At 43.5% G+C, this 19,177-nt stretch carries 13 protein-coding genes; 5 read left to right on the top strand and 8 right to left on the bottom strand.

Annotated elements, in window-relative coordinates; genetic code table 11:
- Positions 1-123: 123 nt before the first annotated feature.
- Together porN and porK are read right to left on the bottom strand one after the other, a co-directional pair.
- Entirely contained in the window at positions 124-1,308 is a 1,185-nt protein-coding gene (porN, locus tag IEV61_RS02270; RefSeq protein ID WP_188413394.1) for a type IX secretion system ring subunit PorN/GldN, read from the bottom strand.
- Positions 1,309-1,392: 84 nt separating this feature from the next.
- Positions 1,393-2,769 carry a T9SS ring complex lipoprotein PorK/GldK gene (porK, locus tag IEV61_RS02265; protein ID WP_188413392.1) on the bottom strand — a complete coding sequence of 459 codons (1,377 nt, stop codon included), beginning with the start codon at positions 2,767-2,769 and terminating at the stop codon, positions 1,393-1,395.
- 523 nt (positions 2,770-3,292) lie between these two features.
- Here porK and rfbD point away from each other — a divergent pair.
- Positions 3,293-4,156, top strand: coding sequence for a dTDP-4-dehydrorhamnose reductase (rfbD, locus tag IEV61_RS02260; protein ID WP_188413390.1), 864 nt, complete (start codon positions 3,293-3,295; stop codon positions 4,154-4,156).
- Here rfbD and miaA read toward each other — a convergent pair.
- The 3 genes from miaA to IEV61_RS02245 all read right to left on the bottom strand — a co-directional run bounded on the left by miaA (position 4,131) and on the right by IEV61_RS02245 (position 7,286).
- The gene (gene miaA, locus IEV61_RS02255) at positions 4,131-5,051 is read right to left on the bottom strand and encodes a tRNA (adenosine(37)-N6)-dimethylallyltransferase MiaA (protein WP_188413388.1); all 921 of its coding nucleotides are present in this window, start codon (positions 5,049-5,051) and stop codon (positions 4,131-4,133) included. The two genes, rfbD and miaA, sit on opposite strands and share 26 nt — an antisense overlap.
- A 127-nt stretch (positions 5,052-5,178) precedes the next feature.
- On the bottom strand, positions 5,179-5,835 hold the full coding sequence (locus tag IEV61_RS02250; RefSeq protein WP_188413386.1) for an IS1096 element passenger TnpR family protein: 657 nt from the start codon (positions 5,833-5,835) through the stop codon (positions 5,179-5,181).
- Between the two features lie 38 nt (positions 5,836-5,873).
- On the bottom strand, positions 5,874-7,286 hold the full coding sequence (locus tag IEV61_RS02245; RefSeq protein WP_188413384.1) for a CCA tRNA nucleotidyltransferase: 1,413 nt from the start codon (positions 7,284-7,286) through the stop codon (positions 5,874-5,876).
- Positions 7,287-7,561: 275 nt separating this feature from the next.
- Between IEV61_RS02245 and IEV61_RS02240 the strand changes: the two genes are divergently transcribed.
- Positions 7,562-8,797: a PDDEXK-like family protein gene (locus IEV61_RS02240; RefSeq protein WP_188413382.1), complete on the top strand. Its 1,236-nt coding sequence runs from the start codon at positions 7,562-7,564 to the stop codon at positions 8,795-8,797.
- Positions 8,798-8,872: 75 nt separating this feature from the next.
- On the opposite strand, the gene IEV61_RS02235 is transcribed toward IEV61_RS02240, so the two are convergent.
- Positions 8,873-11,635: a M14 family metallopeptidase gene (locus IEV61_RS02235; protein ID WP_188413380.1), complete on the bottom strand. Its 2,763-nt coding sequence runs from the start codon at positions 11,633-11,635 to the stop codon at positions 8,873-8,875.
- A 304-nt stretch (positions 11,636-11,939) separates the two neighbouring features.
- Here IEV61_RS02235 and IEV61_RS02230 point away from each other — a divergent pair, with 304 nt between their 5' ends.
- The 3 genes from IEV61_RS02230 to IEV61_RS02220 all read left to right on the top strand — a co-directional run bounded on the left by IEV61_RS02230 (position 11,940) and on the right by IEV61_RS02220 (position 15,375).
- The gene (locus tag IEV61_RS02230) at positions 11,940-12,308 is read left to right on the top strand and encodes a phosphoribosylpyrophosphate synthetase (RefSeq protein ID WP_229747005.1); all 369 of its coding nucleotides are present in this window, start codon (positions 11,940-11,942) and stop codon (positions 12,306-12,308) included.
- 353 nt (positions 12,309-12,661) lie between these two features.
- Positions 12,662-13,900 (top strand): M16 family metallopeptidase, encoded by a 1,239-nt coding sequence (locus IEV61_RS02225; protein ID WP_188413378.1) that lies wholly within the window; start codon positions 12,662-12,664, stop codon positions 13,898-13,900.
- A gap of 200 nt (positions 13,901-14,100) precedes the next feature.
- A complete protein-coding gene (locus tag IEV61_RS02220) occupies positions 14,101-15,375 on the top strand; it encodes a M16 family metallopeptidase (protein WP_188413376.1) in 1,275 nt (424 codons plus the stop codon).
- A gap of 119 nt (positions 15,376-15,494) precedes the next feature.
- Here the strand turns inward: IEV61_RS02220 and IEV61_RS02215 are convergent, their stop codons facing one another.
- Both IEV61_RS02215 and IEV61_RS02210 read right to left on the bottom strand, forming a co-directional pair.
- Positions 15,495-16,292 carry a hypothetical protein gene (locus IEV61_RS02215; protein ID WP_188413374.1) on the bottom strand — a complete coding sequence of 266 codons (798 nt, stop codon included), beginning with the start codon at positions 16,290-16,292 and terminating at the stop codon, positions 15,495-15,497.
- Between the two features lie 436 nt (positions 16,293-16,728).
- Entirely contained in the window at positions 16,729-19,035 is a 2,307-nt protein-coding gene (locus tag IEV61_RS02210) for a family 20 glycosylhydrolase (RefSeq protein ID WP_188413372.1), read from the bottom strand.
- Between the last annotated feature and the right edge of the window lie 142 nt (positions 19,036-19,177).

Raw genomic sequence — 19,177 nt, 5'->3', positions numbered from 1 at the left:
TATCTAAAAGGGGCCTAAATAACTTCCTGTACACTTAAATAAAAACCGTTAGGTAAGCAATAAAAAAAGCTGCTTCCAGTTACTGGAGCAGCTTTAATAAGTGTTAGCGTTATTGTTTAGAAGCTATTTAGATTTTGCAGGCTTAGCAGCTTTATCTGCATTCTTTTTAGCGTTCTTTTCAGCATCTCTTGCTGCTTTCTCTGCCTTTTCAGCAGCTTTCTTTTCAGCAGGAGTTTGTCTTTTCTGGATTTCGTAGTTCCAGGTTTTGTCTTTAAAGCCTTGGATCTTAGCTTCAATTTCTTTGGAAGTAGCAGCTTTATCTTTATCAGCATTAAGTGCATCGGCTGTAGTTACACCTGGTATGGAAGCCGCAGCAATTTGCGAAGTGGTACGGAAGTTTGACGAACCGGTAGCACGCACAATAGTGCTGGTATATTTTCTCTGTACAAAGATATCATCTAAGCTGGTGTCATATAAATTACGATCCGGATCGGATACATCTTTGGTCGCAAAGAAGTCGCGGCATTGAGGGAAATATAACCAGAACACAGGAGCCTCACCTACTGTAGTACCAGCTGCCATAATGGCTTTCAAAGGTGCAATGCCAATAATGCGGGTAACCACCATCGAACGTTTTTTATCGAAGTAGATATCTTCTTTAGTTCTGAACTTAACGATTGATGCCGGGTTAAAATCGTTCAACACCATTTTTGAACCAATTTTGTTGCCATTGCTGTCAAACTGGTCTACCAGTGTACTGTCCTGAAATCTTGATAAAGCATTAACCATGTTAATACGTTTAGCAAATGTACTGTCGCCGTTGGTAGCGCTGGGCTCGTAGGCGGTTAGCTTACCGGTTCTCAAGCCTTCTAATACAATTTCGGCTAAAGTGGCACCAGGCGTATTGAAAAGAGAATTCTTAGGATCGTTTACATCAATATCGCGCCAAACACGTTTGTAAAATCTTACATCGCGGGAATCAATGGCAGGGTAGTTAAATGCCTTGGCATTATTATACATTTCGTTGCGGTAAAAGCCATCCATTGGTGGTAAAGAGTCTGCAGGCAGTGAATCTTTTACGGCAGGTGCTAAAGCAGTAACAGGCGAGGTAGATACCGGCGTTGTGGTTTCCGGCATAGTTTCAACAGGGGCTACGTACTTTGCTTTAGGTTTCGCTTTTGCAGTTGTACGTGCTTTAGTGCTCTTCTTCGTTGTTTTTTTCCTTTGCGCATCGGCCGTAGTGCTAACAGATAGTATAGCCAAAAGGCAAAATGCTGCTGTCAGGGTTTTATATGCTGATCTTTTCATGAGTCGTTGTTTGTGTTGTAGGCCTGTTTGTTAGCTAAGTAAAAAATTTACCGACCTTACAACGGCTACCTAATATTATTACTGTTAATTTTTAGCGATTTTACGTGTCTTGGTTTGCTCAACAACGATGTCTGGTGCAGGCATCACACATCTGAAACCGATGTAAGAGTGCGATACATCCTGGATTTCGTAATTGCGGGTAGAAGGTGTAAGTAAATTGGCGTTATCTTTCCATGAACCACCTCTAACTACTTTACGTTTCATCGCTTCGCTGTCGGTATCAGCCGCATCGTATAACAATACCGGGTTAAGGTCATGTACAAATTCTTTGTAAGAAGGGCTAAAAGCATCCAGTGTCCACTCAGAAACGTTACCCATTAAATTGTAAAGTCCTAAAGAGTTTGGTGCGTAAGATTTAACGTGCATGGTAAAAGTACCACCATCTTTACGATAGTCACCCTCTTGCTGTTTGAAGTTTACCGCCAGGGCATCTACATCTTTCTTGGTTTTCTTATCTTTTAAAGTAACTGTAGAAAGTTTGTTAAAATCTTCAGGCTTCATATCCTTTGAAGCTGCATATTCCCATTGTGCTTCAGTTGGCAGGTTATATTGCAGGTTATATTGTTTTACCAATGACCTATCGCCTGTGGTTGAGTAGATCATTTTGCTGCGCCAGTTGGCAAAAGCGCGGGCTTGTTTCCAGTTAACACCTATCACTGGGTAGTCATCGTATTGCTTGTTGGTATAGTAGTTGTTATCCATAACCTCCATTTGAGAGTTAGGGAAATCTGTTGACCATACTTTTTGGTCTGGTGGTACACCTACGGTATCAGTAACATATTTAGTTCCGCCCGAACGGTTAACTGATAAGCGTTCGTAACGATAAAGAACTGCAGACTTAATTAAAGTAGGCTTGCCATTGATCATGGTATAAAGCTTTCCTAATAATTGGCCTTTAAGTTCAGGGCTTTGCCAAAGCGGGGTTCTACCTCCAACTTTGCTCCATTCTATGCTTTTGCTGGTGTCGCCGGCTACAGCTATATCATTAACCGGTGCATTTTTGCCTTTACTTCTTTTAGCAGGAGCTGCTTTTTTAACTTTCTTAAAGTATTTTTCGTCTTTAAGGTAATCGGTAACTACTACAGAATCGGCAACCCAATCAACAAATAAACGGTATTGCTTATTAGTTACCTCGGTTTGATCCATAAAGAAGGCACTTACAGTAACCGTCTTTGGTACAGTGTCAACAGCCATAGATGTGTCTGTTACAGCTTCTTTTTCAATAATTGAACCCGCCGGCACGAACACCATGCCATGAGGAGCTAACGGAGTAAGATCTTGCAAGGTAGTGCGGGATTTTGAAACTTTATCCATTCCCTCTAATCGCTTGTTGGTTTGACATGAGGTAATTGCCAGTGCTGCTGAAAGCGTAATAGCAAAGTAAGTAAACTTAATATTCATTGATGATGAAATTATATTCAGATATAAGTAATTTGTTTAGGCTATTTAAGATAATTAAATTTTGTTTAAGAATAACTTAAAAAGTGATAAGTGATTTGGATTGAAAAGGTTTTAATAAATCGAATAATTAAATGTCCATTTAATAAACTATATCATTTCTTAAAACTTAATAATTAATTAGCGCATATTCTTACAATAATAATAATAAAAAGTTCCCTTGTTGAAAATATTTATAAAATAGGTATTTTCCACGTTTTTTTCTTTCATCGTATAATTTTTAAGTTAAATTAATTGTTTAATTGTAAAAAATGTGTTGCAATTGCCCTTTGAAGAACTTTCATTACAACTAAATCGAATACTAATACGGATTGTTTACGCATATGTTCCACTTACCACGTTAATTAATCATTAATATTTTGTATTTATTATCATTAGAGTCTAATCCTGCGCATTTTCATTAAAAATCGGACAGACTTTATCGTATTTTATTAACTTGGCGGCAGTAAGCATCAGTATAATTGTAATGAGTAAAATTATTGTCTTTGGGGCATCGGGCCAGTTAGGCCATTGTTTAAAGAAGGTAGCTGCCGATGAGCAAATTACCGATATCTATTTTCCGGTTGAAGGCGAGGCCAATATTCTGGACGAACCAGCCTTGGAAGCTTTGTTTGAAAAGAATAAACCACAATTCTGTATCAATTGCGCTGCTTATACTGCTGTAGATAAGGCAGAGGAAGATATGCATACGGCACGTAAGGTTAATGCCGACGGTGCTGCTAATTTGGCAAAACTATGCAAAGCTCACGGTGCAACCCTGGTGCATGTTTCTACTGATTTTGTGTTTGAAGGAAATACGCCATACCCGCTTACCGAGGCAGATGCTGCTAATCCCATCAACGTATATGGTTTAACCAAGCTGGAAGGTGAGCATGCTATTGCCGAAGTATTGCCTGAGCACTACACCCTGCGTACCAGCTGGCTGTATTCGGAGTTTGGAAATAACTTTGTGAAAACTATGCTGCGCCTGGGTGCCGAGCGCGATGAACTTAGAATTATTGCTGACCAGGTGGGTACACCTACTTATGCTATCGATTTGGCTAAATGTATTTTAGATATCATCGCTGCCGATAACAAGCAGTATGGAATTTATCATTACAGCAACGAGGGGGTAACTTCGTGGTACGATTTTGCCCAGGCTATTTTCGATATTTCAAAAACCCAGGTAAAAGTTTACCCTATACGCACTGCCGAATATCCAACGCCGGCCATCAGGCCAACTTACTCGGTAATGGATAAGGCTAAAGTGAGATCAACTTTTAATATTCAAATACCTTACTGGCGCCACAGCCTCGAAACCTGCATTAAGCGTTTGAGCGAGCAGCAATAGTTTCGTCGATATAATTGATCATAGCAGAGACATCGGTGGGTAAAAACCATTGGATGTCTTTGTCTTTTCTAAACCATGTTAGTTGCCTTTTGGCAAAGCGCCTTGTATTTTGCTTGATCATTTCAATGGCCTTATTCAAGTCGGTTTTATCATCGAGGTAATCAAATATCTCAGAGTAGCCTACCGTGTTGAGTGCATTGAGGTGACGGTAGGGTAGCAGTTGCTTAACTTCATCTACAAGGCCGGCGGTGATCATCGCGTTTACCCGCTGGTTTATGCGAGCGTATAGTTCCTCACGGGGCATGTCTAAACCAATCTTAATACTGCTGAAAGGCCGTTGCTGCGTGCTTCCCTTACGATAGGAGGAGTAGGGCTTCCCGGTGCCTTCACTAACCTCCAGGGCGCGTATAAGGCGCTGTGGGTTATTAAGGTCAACCTGGAGGTAGTAGGCGGGGTCAGCAATTTTTAAACGCTCCTGCAAAGCAGCTACGCCCTTTTCGGCAAAAAGCTTATTTAGGTTTTCGCGAATTAAAGGGTCAATATCAGGCAAATCGTCAAAGCCTTCAGTAATGGCTTTGAGGTACAAGCCCGAACCTCCTGCCATCAACACAATGTCCTGCCTTGTAAAGAGATCGTCTAACAGCGCTAAGCCTTCCCTTTCAAAATCGCCTACGTTAAAGGCATCTGTAATACTATGCGAATTAATGAAATGATGTGGCGCGGCGGCCAGTTCTTCGGTAGAAGGTTTGGCGGTACCAATGCTCATTTCACGATAAAACTGGCGGGAATCGGCCGAGAGTATGGCTGTTTGATAGTAGCCGGCCAGCGCAATGGCAGCAGCAGTTTTACCAATAGCCGTAGGGCCGGCTACACTGATAAGGTATTTGCTGCGCATTGAAAAGTGTTAAATTATAAAACGTCATTGCGAGGTACGAAGCAATCTCTGCGTTTGATACCTACACATCTGCATAGTTCAGAGATTGCTTCGTAACTCGCAATGACGAAGTGTGAGAAATTGTCTGTTAATAATCGTCACTCTTACCGCGGCTGCTGCCATGGTCATCATCGTCGAAGCCGTCGTTATCGGCAAAATCGCCGCCAAATTCGTCTTCTTCATCATGGCTTTCTTCTCCTTTATCTACCACAAGTTCGCCTGTGTCTGATACTTCGGTAAAGTCTTCGGTTTCCTCAGGACTATATTCCAGTTCGTTTAAAAAATCGAAATCTTCATCAGCGGCTGCAGCTTCGGCAGTAGGCGTGTAAACGTTGCCAAACTGTTTAGGGGCTTCACCAGCGGTTTTAACCGTTGCGGGATAAGTTACGCCGGCCGTTTCATCTAATATTTTTACCAGTTCTACGTGGAAATCAAACGGACGGTCAAAATTTGATGTATAGTAGAATTTTTGGTGAGGATCGTCTATAAAAGCGGCAAGCTTTGAATTTTCCATCAGGGCAATACCGCGGTTTACCTTGCGCTCGCTGGGTTTAAAGGCAATTTCCTCGCCTTTGGTCCACTGGTCGTTGCTGATGTAAAAAGAAGAAGAGTAATCAGGGTTATAACCAATTGACTGATGAATGGCCTGATGCAGATCGGCAAAAGTATGAGTTGATTTAATATCAACTTCCCTGCTTACATCATCATAATCTTCAAAAGTTACCCTGAACCGGTATAGTGCCATTTTTATTAGGTTGATTTGTTAAATAATACTGTTAAAATTTATTTTGTGTTTGCCACAACTTTTAAGCCAATTTCGTTACCCTTTTGAATTGTGAAGGCTAAAGCGGCCTCGTACGTGTTCGAAATGTCGCCTTCCAGTATGGCTTCGCGGATCTGATTTTTGATAATACCTACCTCGCGGCCTTCCTTTAGCCCAAAAAGCTGCATAATATCATTCCCGGTAATGGGGGGCTGCCAGTTGCGTAATTGGTCGCGCTCTTCAACATCTTTTAATTTTTGTTGAACCAGCTCAAAGTTTTGACGATACTTTTTTACTTTGTACTCATTTTTGGTAGTAATGTCTGCTTTGCATAACAGCATCAGGCTTTCAATATCATCGCCGGCCTCAAATAGTAAGCGGCGCACGGCCGAATCTGTTACAATGTCCTGCGTTAAAACTATGGGGCGCATGTGTAATTGTACCAGCTTCTGCACAAATTTCATGCGGTCGTTCAGTGGCAGTTTCAACTGGCCAAAAAGCTTGGGCACCATTCGGGCACCGCGGTCTTCGTGGCCGTGAAAGGTCCACCCGTGGCCGGGTTCAAAACGTTTGGTGGCCGGTTTGGCAATATCGTGTAAAATAGCACTCCAGCGCAACCATAGGTCATTAGTGGTCGCCGCTATATTATCGAGCACTTGGAGCGTATGGTAAAAATTATCTTTATGCCCGCGGCCGTTCACATAATCTACGCCATACAAATTGGCCATTTGAGGAAAAATGATTTTCAGCAAACCGGTATCCATTAAGTACTTAAAGCCTATAGAAGGCAAGGGCGATAGGATGATCTTGTTCAGCTCATCGGTAATGCGTTCCTGCGATACGATGTGAATGCGATCTTTATTAAGTTTAATAGCTTCTACCGCTGCCTCCTCAATGGTAAAGTTCAGTTGCGAGGCAAATCTTATGGCGCGCATCATGCGCAAGGGGTCGTCTGAAAATGTTTCTTCAGGGTTTAGCGGCGTACGGATAAGTTTATGCTCCAAATCGGCTATGCCGCCAAACGGGTCTATCAGTTCGCCAAAATTATCGGCATGCAGGGCAATAGCCAGTGCGTTTATGGTAAAATCGCGGCGTTGCTGGTCGTCTTCCAAAGTGCCGTTCTCTACAATGGGCTTACGCGACTGCGCCCTGTAAGATTCTTTGCGTGCACCTACAAACTCCACTTCTACATCCTGGTACCTGAGCATAGCCGTGCCAAAGCTTTTAAACACGGCAAGCTTAACATTCAGTTTTCTGGCAGCAGCCTCGGCAAAATCAATTCCGTTGCCCACTACTACAATGTCAATATCTTTAGAAGGGCGGTTGAGGAAAATATCGCGCACAAAACCACCTATGGCATAAGCCTGCACTTGCCGCTCGGCTGCTATGGCCGATATAATTTTAAATACAGGATGCTGCAGGTGTTGTTTCATGAATAGGTTTGTACAGCTTTATAGTCAATTTGGCCGCAAAGGTAAAACTAAATTGTAAATACTGCGGTGCATATGCTTAAACAGGACACATTGTTACTTGTACATAAGTATAGCTAACAAAAAAAGAGCCGTGTATCCACACGGCTCTTTCTATCACTCTGCACCTAAAATCACACTCACAATATGTATGTAGTTAGGCAAAGTTGATGCCAAAGTGTATTTATATAGTATTAGATCATGTCAGAATACTCGTAAGTTATACTTATTATTACCTTATGAGTGATCTTCAAAGCCTATTAAGCCAAATCAATGCGATACTAACAGCATATAACAAAGTCATCAAGAACAGCAGTGAAAATTACAATATATTTAAGGTGCTAAACCTTCAAACAGATGAGGTAAAATTACATTCACTTTTTCTGGCAGAATTACTCAATCCAAAGGGTAGTCATAACAAAGGGAACTTATTCTTAAAATGCTTTATTGAAGTAGTATTTACTGATAATACTCCTATTAATATTGAAAACGTAACATTAGAGATAGAAAAGTTTATTGGGCCAGTCAGCCAAGATAAAAATACAGGTGGGCGAATAGATATTTACTTAGAAGATCACAAAGGTAACTGTCTCATTATTGAGAATAAAATATATGCAGGCGATCAGGAAAAACAGTTACAACGTTATTTTAATTACAAAGGAAACCGGCAAGGAGCTATATTATATTTGACATTAGACGGAAAGTCACCAAGTAAAATTAGCTGCTGTGATTTGATAGAAGGCAAAGATTTTCAACTTATCTCATATAATTTTACCATTTTAAGCTGGCTGGAAAAGTGTCATCAAATTGCATCAGATTCACCATTTGTACGCGAAACAATAAGGCAATATATCAATTTAATTAAATCATTTTCGGGACAAACAATTTTAAAAGAGATGTATAAAGATTTTAAATCAATAATACTTCAAACACCGCAAAATTTTGAAAGTGCATTTCAGATTGAGGTTGAATTAAAAAATATCAAAATTGATCTGTTAGTTGATTTTTGGGAAGAAGTATATCAAAAGTTAAAAGAAAAATTAGGCAATGAGTATAAGATTTCATATCAAAAAGATAAAATAAAAGGAAATGCAAACTATCCCGGCATGTGGGTTAATAAGAATAATTATTCTAATGATCCATGTCAGTTTGTGTTAGAACCCTTAAATGGAAATAGCTTGTGGAATAAACACTCTTTATACTATGGTATATGGATTAATGGCAATGAAAAAATTGTTCAGCAAAAAAGTGTAGAATTACGAAAGTTGTTCGACCAAAAACTAAGGAATTCCTCTTGGTGGTTAGATTACATTTACGTAAAAAATTTATACTTTAACGGTAAAGAAACTCTTAAATCAATTTTGCCTGGAACAGAATCTCGAAGTAAAATTCAAGAAAGAATTGTTGTTAATTACAGTGAGTATATAATAAAGAATGAGGATTTAATGAGCCGTTTGATTAATATTTTAACTTAAAATAGGCTGTTTTAAGTAGCTCATAAAAAGGGGGTCGCCAAACGGCAGCCCCCTTAAATAATAGACACGATTTAACTATTTAGCCGAACCGTATAATTGGTTAAATAACGATTTAAAAGTGCCATGCGCCTGTGCCCTGAAAGTAATTTCGGGACCGAACACGTAGAGTTTACCGGCACCCACAGGAGCCATGAAAGAAGCTACGCCGCCTTTTAAATATTTTTGTCCCCAGGCCCAACCGCTGCGTAACGATTTTTCGGTAGGGTAGGTGGCTAATGGCTTAATGCCCATGCCGGGTGCTTCTGTACCTAATTTGAAAACAGGGCTGCCGTCAAACATCACATCGCCGGTGGCAGGCATACCCCAGTTGGCGGGTTGTGTGGTATCGTAGGCTACTTCCAGTACGCTGCCCGGAATGTAAAATTTATCGCCCGAAAGTGGTCTTTCCTGTCCGTTTACGGTTTCAGAAAGTGCACTGCTTACCGGTAGTTTTAATTGGTAAGCCAGGTTGGCGCTGCTGCCAATGGTTACAATGTTGCCACCTGCTTCTAAAAATGCTTTTAATTGAGGGACAGATTTATCGGGCGTAATGCGGCCGGTTTGTGTACGATACTCGGCAGGCAGTTCATCATTAGATGGTCCGCGACCGCCAAACTCTCCACCACCAAAGTTGCTGCCACCGCGGTTTGCCGATGGTATAGCGCCACCTACAAATACTAACACATCATATTTGTTTTTCAGGTTTCCGGCATCAATTTCTTGTGCGTAAACACGCTCAAAGGTAAAGTGCTGCTGCTCCATTAACCAGCGCAACCATCCCGAAGGGATAGAACCACCGTAAATATCCCACAAACCAATCCGCAAAGCATTTATCTTAACGGCACCTTTGGGAGCTTTGCCTGTAGCAACAAGTTCAACACCTAAATCTCTGTCTTTTGTAAACACGGTTTGAGCAGTAGCCGACAGTGGTACATAAAATGTACCGGGAGCAAGCGTTGTACCTAAACCATTAGGCAAACGGTATACAGGTACACCAGCCTTGAGTAAATCGTTTACTACTGTAAACGTATTATTCACACTTGGGCTTAAGGTGTAACCTCCCTGGGCTTTAACCGGAATAGTTGTCATAGGCGGGGTTTGCAATTCGCCGTAAGGCAAACGCTTGAACGGACCATCAAAGCCATCCATCATACGGTCAAACTTTACGCCCATTTGGAAAGCCAGTGTCCAGCCTGCATTGTCATACGGGCGAATAGGAGGGCCTCCCGGGTATTGAAAATCGTTAGGGTGATCTTGCGGTTCAAACATATCCAGCACATGCGGACGGAAAGCCTGATCGGTTTTAACAATGTACGAACCGGCAGGATAGCTTGTGCCGTTCACTTTAAAATCAGCCGTAGCTTTTTGAATAACGATACCCGCACGTACCAAAGTATTGATGAATTTAACCGCGGTAGGAAAATCGGTTTGATTGGCCGGGATGATGTAACCACGCGGATCGCGCAGTTTAGGGTCTTTTAATACCTGGTCGTAATATTTAACCGGTACACCGGCACCACGGCCACCTGCAAAGCCTCCGCCTGCACCTGCTGCCGGAGCTGGCGTATCTTTACGGAAAGCTGCATTAATAGAGTCGGCTTTTTTGGGCGATAAGGTCCAGTTATCCGCGCTGCCACGTTTAATGGAGTTTTGTCCCATTACATACATGTTGTACAACAAAATATCGCGCTGGCGTGTGGCATATTCTAACACCGCATAGTTTAACGATACCGAGTAATCAATAGACTGCTTATAGTGCCAGGACTGTGGCGTAACCGGGAAAGGGGTGTTGCTGCTGGGCACTAAACGCTCGGGCACCAAAGGAATACTTGATGGGGTAGGGCTACCTATAATTTCGGTTAGCAAGCCAACCATGTTATGAAAGTAAGTGGTAGTACGTAATCCACCGTTCCACCAGGTAGAAAAACTGGTTCCGTTGCGTTCGGTATAGCCGGGTTTGTTTTCGGCATTTAAGCGGCTGCTCATGGCGGCACCCAAAGCATCGATACTGGTTACCAGCAAAGGATCATATACGTAGTTGAACGGGTCGCGGTAAGGCGGGCCTGCTACTACCGAACCTGCTGGGCCGGTTTGGTGGTGGTTATACACAATTTGCGGAAACCATTCCAAAAATTGCTGGCGGGTAATGTTTTGCGATTCTTTCATGTTCATCATGTAGAAATCGCGGTTATTATCGTGGCCAATGTATTTCTCATACAGGCGCGGAATGTTCATGTTACGCTTTGCCGGGTCTTTTTGGCCCATATACCAGCTCGACACCAGTTCCTGTCCGTCGGGATTGGCATGCACCATCAAAATAATGGACTGATCCAGAATGCGCATGGTTTCGGCATCGGTGCGGCTAACAAGGTCATAAGCCGTTTCTATGAGTTGGTGCGTGCCCACGGTTTCGGTGGCATGCAAGCCGCCATCTATCCATACAATGGCTTTACCTTGCTGCGAAAGTGTTTTGGCTTGCTCTGGTGTAAGGTTTTCGGCCCGGGCCAGTTTACGCGATATCTCCTTGTATTTTTCTAAGTTCTTAATGTTCTCGGGCGATGAAACAATGAGCATCCACTGGTGGCGGCCTTCTTCGGTTAAGCCAATATCAACCAGTTTGGTACGCGGCGAGGCCGACAGTTTTTTAAAATAGGCTTCCGTTTGGGTGTAGGTAGCCAGTTGGTAATCGTCGCCAATGTTAAACCCAAAGTGCTCCTTGGGCGAGGGGACGTTTTGTGCCTGTACCGCCGTGGTAAGCCACAGCGACAAAGCCAGCGTGCCGAGTAAGTTTAGTTTCATCAGGAAATATAGTTTAGTTTTAGAATGCCCTAATTTAAAAATTAATGAACGGGGTGCATGTAACTTTTTTGAGAGATGCCCCTCCCAACCCTCCCCGGGAGGGAGGGCTTTTCTATTCAGGCGTTAAAATCTTCTACTTGAGAGAAAGTAGGCAATGATATTTTGGGGATATATTATTGAAGCCCTCCCTCCCGGGGAGGGAGGGGAGGGGCTATTTTTCTTCAATCAAAACAACTTCTGCAACGCAATGGTTAATACCTAAGCAGCCTGCAACCAGCTGCGCTTAACTTAAACATATACTATTATGGCAAATTATGAAACTTTAGTGGATGCCACTAACGATTTGATGCAACGAGGATATACTGCCAACCTTAGCTTTGAGGATGATGGCGAAACTATAGATGACAAAAGCAATAACATACACATGCACGCCGATGACTTTGAGGTAGACGAATTTTTCCGCTTTGAAGGGGCAAGTAACCCGTCGGATATGTCTATCGTGTATGCCATTTCATCGGCTAAATATAACTTGAAAGGTGTTTTGGTTGATGCTTACGGAACTTATGCCAACACCAGCGCATCGGCTATAGAGGCTAAGCTGCATCACCACCAGGTGAGTGATAACCTGCACGGCGAAGACCGCCCTACAGATAACAGTCCGGCTAACCAGTAATTAGCCTGCTTAATAAACACGGCGGCCTGCGGCTTGTATGCCCCGGGCTGCCGTTTATTTTTCATGCCTCAACGCATTTCGCAGTTTCTCTGCCAACCAACTGTGCGGGCGGCGTAAATAAAACACCGCTTGGGCGGCGCAAGCCTTAACACATGTCTTAATATTAAGGTTAATAAGTCAGTCAAAGCGGTGCTAACCAATGGCTCCATATCCGTTTTGGAACTCTTCTATTATGCTTTAATTCCAGGTACAATGCCAACCCAAATAAAACTCTTGGGAGTAAAACTGCTTGTACTTGCAGTTTAGAAACGAAAACCTTTACCTTTGGCCTTCTAAAATTTGTTCTGAACTACATGGTTAAATTCAACCGTTTTATACTCGACAACGGCCTGCGGGTTATTGTGCACGAAGATAACACTACCCCTATGGCGGTAGTTAATATATTGTATGATGTTGGTGCCCGTGATGAAAACCCCGAACAAACCGGCTTTGCCCACTTGTTTGAGCACCTCATGTTTGGCGGGTCGGTAAACATTCCTACATACGATGAGCCTTTGCAACGGGTAGGGGGCGAAAACAACGCCTTTACCAGCAACGATATTACCAACTATTACATTACCCTGCCGGCTGCCAATCTCGAAACCGCCTTTTGGCTCGAGAGCGACCGCATGTTGAGCCTGGCCTTCAGCGAAAAAAGCTTGGAAGTGCAGCGCAACGTGGTGATGGAAGAGTTTAAGCAGCGCTATCTTAACCAGCCTTACGGCGATGTTTGGCTGCGCCTGCGCCCTTTGGTATACAAGCACCACCCTTACCAGTGGGCAACCATAGGTAAAAATCTGGAGCATATTGAGCATGCTAAAATTGAAGATGTAAAAGCGTTCTTCAAAAAACATTACACCCCGCAAAATGCCATAATGGTAGTAGGTGGCGATGTGACCCTGGAGCAGGTAAAACAACTGGCCGAAAAATGGTTCGCGCCTATCCCTGCCGGCGAAAAGTATGTACGCAACCTTCCCCAGGAGCCCGAGCAGCACGAAGAACGCCGCGAAACGGTGACCGCTAAGGTGCCATTGAATGATATTTATATTGCCTTCCAGGTACCGGCGCGTACCGATGGCGATTACTTTGCACTCGATCTGATATCGGATATTCTTTCGCGCGGACAGTCTTCACGCTTATACCGGTCGCTGGTGAAAGAAAAGCAATTGTTCAGCGAGATACATGCCCACTTAACCGGCAGTTCTGATAAAGGGATGCTGGTAGTAGAAGGCAAGCCACTCGAAAATGTGAGTATTGAAGAAGCCGAAGCTGCTATTTGGCTTGAACTGGAAGCTATTTGCAATAACCCGGTGCCCGAAGATGAATTGATCAAGGTGAAAAACAAAACCGAATCAACCATGGTGTTCTCGGAAATGGCTTTGCTGGATAAGGCTATGAACCTGGCGTTTTTTGAATTGCTTGGTGATGCCGATCTGTTTAATCATGAAACAGAAAAGTATTTGGCCGTAAACGCGCAGCAAATTCAGGAGCAATCTAAATCTGTTTTCCGCAGAGATAATTCGTCTACGTTAATTTACCTGGCCGAGAAATAACTAAACACCCTGTCAGTCTGAGCCTGTCGAAGACCTCACCAAAGCGGCGAATGCTTCAACAAGCTTAGCATTACAAAGGGCTAATTGCTTAGAATAAAACACCCTGTCAGTCTGAGCCTGTCGAAGACCTCACCAAAGCGGCGAATGCTTCAACAAATTCAGCATGACAAAGGACTAATTGCATCATAACATAACTAACCATGTTAGACAGAACCATTGCACCCGATTTTGGGTCTATTGATATTATAAAACTAATTGAACCGGAACATACCACTTTGCCTAACGGTTGTGAGGTGTACTTGTTCGATAGCGGCGACCAGGAACTGGTGCGTATAGAATGGATTTTTGGCAACCTGCGCTTCAATCCCGAAAAGCCGTTATTAAACATGGCTGCCAATACACTCCTTACCGAAGGTACGTCGGCATTAACGTCATCACAAATTGCCGACCGTATTGATTACTACGGCGCATTTTTACAGGCCGAATATGGTTATGACCAGTCTACCGTGACCTTGTACAGCCTTACCCGCCACCTGGGTAGCACGCTGCCTGTTATATTCGATGTTTTAACTGATAGCCAGTATCCTGAAAAAGAACTGGATACTTTTATCCGCAACCAGCAGCAAAAATTACAGGTAAGCCTGCAAAAGAACGATGTGCTGGCCCGCCGTGCTTTTAACAAAGCCGTTTATGGCAATACCATCTACGGACAATCGGGCGAGGCGGCCGACTATCAGCAGTTAAACTGTACCGATCTGCTTGACCATTTCAAGCAAATGTATCAACCGTCAAACTGTACGCTGGTTATTGCCGGTAAGGTTAAAGAAGATACGCTGAAGCAAATTACCGATGCCTTTAACGGCTGGACCAACTATTCCCAGCCTGCCAATACTACGCAGCCAACTGTAATACCGCAAACCGAGCGTTTGTATTTTACTGATAAGCCTGATGCCCTGCAATCGGCCATTCGCATGGGCTTGCCTATGGTAAACCGTGCACACCCCGATTTTCCTGCCTTACAGGTGTTGAACACCGTACTGGGCGGTTATTTTGGATCGAGGTTAATGGCCAATATCCGTGAGGATAAAGGATATACGTATGGCATAGGCTCGGGTATATCATCGCTTAAACATGGCAGCGCTTTCTTTATTGCTACCGAGGTAGGCGCCGATGTTTGCCACAGTGCCATTGCCGAAATTGAAAAAGAGATCAAGTTACTAAAAACAGAACTTATTTCGGAAGAAGAACTTTCGTTAGTGCGTAACTATATGCTGGGCAGCCTGCTGGGTAGCCTGGAAAACGTATTTTCTCATGCCGATAAATTTAAGAATGTATATTTCTCAGGCTTAACGTACGATTACTATACCCGCTACACCGAAATTATTAAGCATGTTACAGCCGAAGATCTTCGTGCTTTAGCAAACCAATATTGGGATTTCGACAGCTTTTACAAAGTAATTGTAGGTAAGTACTAAAGCTTGCAAGCAGGACTTTAATGGCCTTAAATAAAAAATCCCCGTACCGGCAAACCAATATTTGACTTGCTGTACGGGGATTGATTTTTATAAGACTACATCAATGTAGTTTTAATTTTCTAATTTCTGTGCCGTCTGCGCTTTCTGTTGCTTTCACGGCTGCGCGACGATTTTTTCTTTACTGATGATGAACTGCTTCTGCTCGAAGAGGTTTTGCGGGTCTGTGTGCTATTTGAACTGCTTTCTGATTTAGGCTTTTCTGCTACTGCAGTTGCAGCGGTGCTCTCTTTCAGGGTAGAATCTTTACTTACCTGGTCGGCAGATAAGCTGTTGCCGCTTAACGTGTATTTGATTAGCCTTTTTTGAACAGGTTTTTTAGCCAGGGAGTCGGTTTCGTCAAACACATCAAACTCACGCATCAAATTGCCGTCTTTCACAAAAAAGTTATCGTTGCCGCGGTAGCCTTTACGCTGCGAGCGGGTAAGGCGCGGAAAGTCTAATTCGCGGGCTTTATCGTTATTATACTCAAAAGCGAAAACCTTGGCCGCGTTAGTACTATCGCTGGCCTGGGTGTGTATAAAAATCTCGGGATTGCCGTCGGTATCCATATCGGCGTTCAGCACATCTTTGATACTTCCTTCCAGGTCGCCCGTGGTGGTGGTGTATTTCATTGCAGCCGAATCGGACCGGAGGATCTCAAATGCGCCCACCGTTTGCGACCCGCGCCCCCATGACAAAACATCGTACGACTGTCCCGGCGCAACTTCAATGGTTTTATGATATCGAAAAGGTGCCAGCACTTTAGGAGATTCAACAGCACTGGGCGCAGCAATAGTTGCTTTGTCCGCCGGATTACTACAACCTGCAGCCACAGCCAGGCAGCCAAGCCCTACATAAATACCGTACTTTTTAATCATAGTTTATCAGTTATATGTTCTGCAACCACTATTAGGGTAGGGTTGAAGAAGTTTTGTTTACTATTGTTATCTAACCGTTATTGCGAGGTACGAAGCAATCCCTGCGAAGGCTTATCATGCGCCTACCCGTCGTGCAGCGATTGCTTCGTACCTCGCAATGACGTGTTTTTATATTGTCGTTCTTAGTTTGTCGAAGTCTTTTACGCTTGGTTAAGTCTTTGACAAGATCAGACTGTCAGTTTAAATGATGTCATTTCGAGTGATAACGAGAAATCTTGTTACTCCTATAACACGGATAATATCCGTCTAAACAAGATCTCTCACTATCGTTCGAGATGACAACAGATTGTTTGTTTGAAATACATAAACGCAATTACTTCTTACTTCCAATAATCACATTGACAATTCTTACCATTTACTACAAACGCAGATTTGCCTAATTTAACATAGTTTCTGCCGAAAATTCTCCTTTAGGCTTACCCGGCATGGTCAGGTACACACGCAGGGTACTAAAAGCACCGGCTTCAAAATATTTCAGCGTGAACTTGTGCATGCCTTTTTGCAGCAAAACTTCGCCTGGTTGTTCGTAGAGGCTGTGCTTGCCATCATTGTCTACCACTAACTGGTCGTCTATAAATATAACCGAACCATCGTCAGACTGGGTAGAGAAGATGTATTTACCATCGGCGGCTACATTAAAGTAACCCTCGTAAGTAACACCGAAGGTGCGGTTGCCTTTTTTAAAGGCCGCCGTGTTAAATGTTTTTACAGTACCGGTATCTAAAATACGGGCACCATCTAACTGGCCTGTGCCGGTAAACAGTCCGGCTACCAATTCGTACTTTACCCCGGGCTTAGTGCCGGTAAAGGCAACCGCCGGCAAAGCGGCGCGGTTATAAACCATAGTACTGGTAACCAGGCTACGCTTGCCGGTAGGGGTAATTACAATGGTTTTTAATTCGCGGTAGTTTTCTGCCGGTATGTTTAGTGTAAACGGTTTGGTATAAACCAGGTCGGTTTCGCTTGGGTTATAGCCATCTATGGTATAATAAATAGTTGCGCCATCTACCGGTGCTTTGAGGTTAACGGTAAGCTGCGGAGCCGTGTAAGAGGTGTCTTTAGCGCCAATGGCCACAGGCACACGGTAATTGAAACCATTTTTATCGAACCAGGCCAGGTGGCGGGCCACACGGGTTTCTGAGAAATCGGTATAATTCTTATTAGCCAATGGTGTCCATGCCACTTCAGATAGTGCCATTAAGCGGGGTAAGAGCAAATATTCCACTTTCTTCTCGGTGGCTACGTACTCTGTCCACAAATTGGCCTGCACTCCTAAAATGTATTTGTTTTGGGCAGGAGTTAACGCCGCAGGGGTAGGATTATAAGCGTAAACTTTTGACAGGGGGGCAAAACCTCCTATGCTTAATGGCTCCAGATCTGACCGTGCCTGTGAATGGTCAAAGTACAGGGCGCTGCTGCTGGGGGTCATAATTACGTTATGGCCTTGCTTGGCGGCGGCAATACCACCGGCCTCACCGCGCCAGCTCATTACAGTAGCGTTGGGGGCTAAGCCGCCTTCGAGTATCTCATCCCAGCCAATAATGCTGCGGCCTTTGCTGTTCACAAATTTTTCCATCCGTTGTATGAAATAGCTTTGCAGGCCGTGCTCATCTTTCAACTTTAATCGCTTGATAATGGCCTGAGCCTCGGGCGATGATTTCCAAACCACTTTAGGCGCTTCATCACCACCAATGTGAATGTACTTACTCGGAAACAGGTCTATTACCTCACTCAAAACATCCTGCAAAAAGCCGAACGTTTTTTCCGTAGGGCAAAAAATATTATTAAATACCCCCCAAGTGCCCGAAACTTTGTAATCCTGCTTTGGGTCGCAGCTCAATTCGGGGTAAGCGGCCAGGGCAGCCATGGCATGACCCGGCATTTCAATTTCGGGGATGATAGTGATGTATTTAGATGCTGCATATTGAATAACCTCGCGTATTTGGTCTTGCGTATAATAGCCTCCGTAAGGTGTATTATCAAATTGCTGAGGCATACGGTCGTGGTAGTTACCTATCAGGGTTTCGGCACGCTGACTGCCTACCTGGGTTAAGCGCGGGTATTTCTTGATCTCTATGCGCCAGCCCTGATCGTCGGTTAAGTGCCAATGGAAGGTATTGAGCTTATAAGCGGCCATGAGGTCGAGGTAGCGCTTCACAAACTCAACTGAGAAAAAGTGGCGGCTCACGTCCAGGTGCATGCCCCGGTAGCCAAAGCGTGGGTAATCTTCAATGCGGGCACAAGGCAGTTTAATTGTACCCGACCGCTCTAAAGGAAATAGCTGAATAAGAGTTTGAATACCATAAAATAAGCCCGCTCCCTTACCTGCAATAGTAATTTGATTAGGTGCTATGGTAAGGCGGTAACCCTCGGCCGGTAAGCCTTCGGTGCCGGCAGCGGTCAGGATGATAGCATTGTTAGCAGCAGTGCCGGTATTGGTTTGTAATTTGTTACTGAACGAGTATCTGTTTTGCAGGTAGTCGGCCAAAAATCGGACAGCTTTATTAGTAACCGTATCGGCCTGTATAAGTGTTTCCTGGCTTAACACAAAAGTACCTGCTTGCTTTTGTACCGATACTGGGGCAGGAATAACACCCATGTTGGGATCGGTGTTTTGAGCCTTTACACCGGCACTAAAAATAAATACAGTAAGCAGAAAAAGTAGACAGGATTTATAAGACATATCCAGGTTTAATCAGTTTAAATAATAACGAAAAGTGAAGTTAGCAGAATTGGCAGAGAGCCCCAACCCAAAATGTAAAAAAATGTAATTAAACGTAAAAAAGCCATCATTTCTGGTGGCTTTTTGTACTTTATTAAAGTTC

The organism is Mucilaginibacter galii, from assembly GCF_014635825.1.
GTDB lineage: Bacteria > Bacteroidota > Bacteroidia > Sphingobacteriales > Sphingobacteriaceae > Mucilaginibacter > Mucilaginibacter galii.
This window is presented reverse-complemented; position numbering and strand designations above follow the sequence as displayed.